This window comes from Planktotalea sp., from assembly GCF_039984035.1.
Lineage (GTDB): Bacteria > Pseudomonadota > Alphaproteobacteria > Rhodobacterales > Rhodobacteraceae > Planktotalea.
Map to the genome: position 1 here is coordinate 1 of NZ_JBDWVM010000269.1, position 2978 is coordinate 2978.

The window sequence follows — 2978 nt, forward strand, 5'->3', positions numbered from 1 at the left end:
CATCTTTCCCGATTGATCGCAACGCAACAGCGGCGGCGTTAGGCTTTGATCGTCCGTCTGCGAATTCACTGGATGCGGTGAGCGATCGTGACTTTGCTTTGGAATTCCTCAGCGTTGCGTCGATCAGTGCTGTGCATCTCAGCCGTTTGGCCGAAGAATTGGTGATCTGGTCATCTGCGCAGTTCCGTTTTGTGACGCTGTCTGATCGCTTTTCGACTGGCTCCTCGATCATGCCGCAAAAGAAGAACCCTGATGCAGCGGAATTGATCCGCGCAAAGATCGGGCGCATTTTTGGGGCAAATACTGCCTTGATGATCGTGATGAAGGGGTTACCGCTGGCCTATTCCAAGGACATGCAGGAAGACAAAGAGCAGACCTTTGATGCCGCGGATAGCTGGATGCTCGCGCTGGCCGCGATGGATGGCATGGTGCGCGATATGACCGCGAACCGCGAGAGCCTCGCTGGCGCAGCCGGTTCTGGTTTCTCTACGGCGACGGATTTGGCGGATTGGTGCGTACGTGCTTTGAACATGCCGTTTCGCGATGCACACCACGTCACTGGATCGCTGGTTGCCTTGGCTGAAAAAGAGGGCGTTGATCTGCCTGACCTTAGCCTTGAGCAATTGCAGTCTGTTCATGCGGCTATTACCGAAGATGTCTATTCCGTCCTGACCGTCCAAGCGTCTGTTGCCTCGCGCACGTCCTATGGCGGCACGGCCCCAAGCCAAGTGCTTGCGCAAGTCGCTCGTTGGCGGGGCATTGTGGCATGATGCGCATTGTTTCTGTTTTTGCTCTGATTGCAGTGCTGTCAGCGTGCGGCGCTGACGGCCTACCAACCAAACCAGAGCCAAAGACCGAAACCATCGAAGTGACCGTCGAGTAAACACTGGATTGGCTTGTCCTTGCACTTTCTGAAGACGTGCTAGGTTCCCTATCACAACGTCTGAAAGGAAAGCGGATGTCAGTTTTGCGCATGATCTATCTCGCACTTGCGGTGTGGGGTGCGATCCACCCGATGTATTACTTTATCCAGTGGTTCCAGACCGAAGGATGGAGCCTCGCTAAGATGGCGCAGGCTTGGAACAGCAATTTGGCCAGCTCCGGTCTCGTTTGGGATTTGACGATTGCGGCGATCGCTCTGACGATCTGGATATTGGCCGAAGTGTTCGCACGTAAAAATTGGAGCGCGCTCATTGCGATCCCTGCAACCTTTTGCATTGGCGTCAGTTGTGGGCTGCCTTTGTACCTATTTTTACGCACACGTCCGGTTGTCTGACCCAAATTAGCGTCATTTTGGAAACAAACGACTGGATTTGAGCGTATTTTCTCAATTTCGGCCTTACGATGTCCAAGTTTCGGCACATTTGCTGATCATCTCTCTGCAAAAGGCAATAAACGCAGAGGACAGATTCATGACGAGCATTGACGCATCTCAAACCCTTCCGCAAAAGGCATTGTTGGCCGCGCCAGAAAAAGCGCCTGCACCTGTGTCTAAGATGATCGTAGACGTCGCACGCGAGACGGGTGTGAGTCCGATCAAACAAATGCGTGAAATGTTCAAACTTCAGCGCAAAGCCGGCATTTCCTTTGGTGAGTATTATGCGGCGCAACACTATCGCACGGATATTACATCAGAAGAAAAGCTTCAGTTTGTTGGGGAAATGGGCAGCTACAAATTGAATCTGCGCCTCTCTCCGGCAAAGTTGGGGGACAAACGCTCCTTCATTCGGGACAAAGTGCTCTACACAACAATGCTGCGCGGCATGGACATGCCGACGACCGAAACGCAGGCCGTTGCACATACGGAGCGCGGATTTGGCGCGATCAACACGTTGCGCACGGCGGCAGATGTGTCTCGTTTCCTCAAAAGCGAAGCGCGTTACCCTGTTTTTGCAAAGCCGCTTGAGGGATCGAAATCTGTGGGTTCTGCGCTGCTTGTTGGGATTGATGCCGACAAGGGTATGATCGAAATGGGCAATGGCAAGTCTTTTGATATCGACGCTTTCGCACACGAAGTCATCGCGGATTACCCAGAAGGCTTTACCTTCCAAAGCGCGGTGCAGCAGCACAAAGACATCACAGAATTGGCTGGCCAAGCAGTTGGCACTATGCGCGTTGTGACGATCATCGAAGATGATGCCCCTCGCGTTCTCTATGCGGTTTGGAAAGTGCCATCACCGAAAGCAATGTCTGATAACTTCTGGCAGTCGGGTTCCATGTTGGGCGCGGTAGATGCTGAAACAGGGCAGGTAAGCCACGCTATTTCTGGTGCTGGTCTAAGCCGTGAAGTGCTTGAGCAGCATCCTGTGTCTGGCAAAAGTTTTGCTGGGTTCCAAGTTCCACATTGGGATCAAGTGAAAGAAGTTGCGCGCCAAGGGCATAGTATGTTCCCAGAATTTGGCGTCTTTGGTTGGGACATCGCAATCACGGATGAGGGTCCGGTTATCATCGAATGTAACGCAAACCCGTTCCACACGCTTTATCAATTGGCGCATGATCGCGGCATCAATAACGCGGACTTTGCGCCTATCTTTGACAAGGTCGAAGCGCGCACTCAGAAAATTTTGGAAGAGCGCACCGCGCATTTCAAAAAGCTGCGCAAAGAGCAGCAAGTCTAAATCGACGGAAATTCCAAGTTTGACAGGTCCTTTCCCAATCAGTGATTGGGGCAGGGCGATGCAATAGAGATTGAACGCGCGCGCGATTCTCATTACTCACGCGCGCATGGATCATTTTCTTTACCGCGATGGCGCGCTTTACGCCGAAGACGTCCCTGTGAGCGAGATTGCCGCAAGCGTTGGCACACCCTTTTACGTCTATTCAACCGCGACGCTCGAGCGGCATTTCAAGCTGTTTGACGAAGCTCTTGAAGGTATGGACCATCTCGTATGCTACGCGATGAAGGCGGCGTCTAACCAAGCGATCCTGAAAACGCTCGCAGCGCTTGGCGCTGGTATGGACGTTGTGTCCGCAGGTGA

The 2978-nt window shown here is 52.9% G+C and carries 3 protein-coding genes and 1 pseudogene; all 4 read left to right on the forward strand.

Annotated elements, in window-relative coordinates; genetic code table 11:
- A partial coding sequence (gene argH / locus ABJQ89_RS12270; protein WP_348496519.1) for an argininosuccinate lyase occupies positions 1-770 on the forward strand: 770 nt, incomplete at its 5' end.
- A gap of 188 nt (positions 771-958) precedes the next feature.
- Positions 959-1276: a DUF2834 domain-containing protein gene (locus ABJQ89_RS12275; RefSeq protein WP_348496520.1), complete on the forward strand. Its 318-nt coding sequence runs from the start codon at positions 959-961 to the stop codon at positions 1274-1276.
- A 136-nt stretch (positions 1277-1412) separates the two neighbouring features.
- Positions 1413-2618 carry a sugar-transfer associated ATP-grasp domain-containing protein gene (locus tag ABJQ89_RS12280; protein WP_348496521.1) on the forward strand — a complete coding sequence of 402 codons (1206 nt, stop codon included), beginning with the start codon at positions 1413-1415 and terminating at the stop codon, positions 2616-2618.
- A 106-nt stretch (positions 2619-2724) separates the two neighbouring features.
- A pseudogene (locus ABJQ89_RS12285) lies at positions 2725-2978 on the forward strand (diaminopimelate decarboxylase); the annotation flags it as partial.

Coding starts and splice junctions, on each gene's coding strand:
- ABJQ89_RS12275 (WP_348496520.1), top strand. CDS start 959: ATGTCAGTTTTGCGCATGATCTATCTCGCACTTGCGGTGTGGGGTGCG.
- ABJQ89_RS12280 (WP_348496521.1), top strand. CDS start 1,413: ATGACGAGCATTGACGCATCTCAAACCCTTCCGCAAAAGGCATTGTTG.